Here is a 748-nt window from a genome sequence, read left to right as displayed (position 1 = left end):
CTTAATGAGGGATTTGTTTATAATGAAACATAAAACCATACTTTCTACGACGATAATTATTACTTGTATTCTTATAATATTTTTGGCTATGTAATAGGTTTCGGAATATGGTTCTTAAAACAGTGATAATGAAACAGAAGCTGATTTACAGTGGAAACGAAAAACCATTAACGATTGTATTAATCAAACAAGTCAGAATTATGATGAGATACGTGAGTTGGTTTGTGATCCGGGTTCTGATGTTGCACTTTTGGGACATGATTATGATTTGCTCAGCAAATTAACGAATCTTGAAACAATTACTATTGTCGGAATCAGTGACGCTTCAGATGCACAGAACTTTTTTGAAGAGTTAACTAAACTAAAAAAATTAACTTCTGTTAATATTGTAGATTCACCTATTGGTTCAATAAGAAAGCTGGCAGATATCAGAAGTCTATCAAGCTTATGCATTAGATCAAATCCTTATGGGGGTGCTCGTTTTAAAATTGACGATATTGACTTGCTCGGAACAGAGGGAAGCTTCAAGAATTTAAAATCGTTGGAATTATACGATGTTCAAATTGAAACCTTACCTGATTTATCCGAATTAACGGAATTGAGATCACTTTCAATTTCAGGAGCTGATTTTACCAAGCTGGATGATGAAAGTGTTAATTGGGAGAATATTGTATCCCTCAATATAAATTCTACGAATATACACTCAATTGATAAAGAAATTATAAATAAACTTTATAATCTAAAAGCT

1 protein-coding gene is annotated in these 748 nt (G+C 31.8%); it reads left to right on the top strand.

What is annotated here, in order from left to right:
- Positions 1 to 217: 217 nt before the first annotated feature.
- On the top strand, positions 218 to 748 hold a 531-nt coding region (locus DW793_RS14375; protein ID WP_147342240.1), incomplete at its 3' end, for a hypothetical protein.

This window comes from Ruminococcus sp. AM31-15AC (genome assembly GCF_003462045.1).
Taxonomy (GTDB): Bacteria; Bacillota; Clostridia; order Oscillospirales; family Ruminococcaceae; genus Hominimerdicola; species Hominimerdicola aceti.
This window is presented reverse-complemented; position numbering and strand designations above follow the sequence as displayed.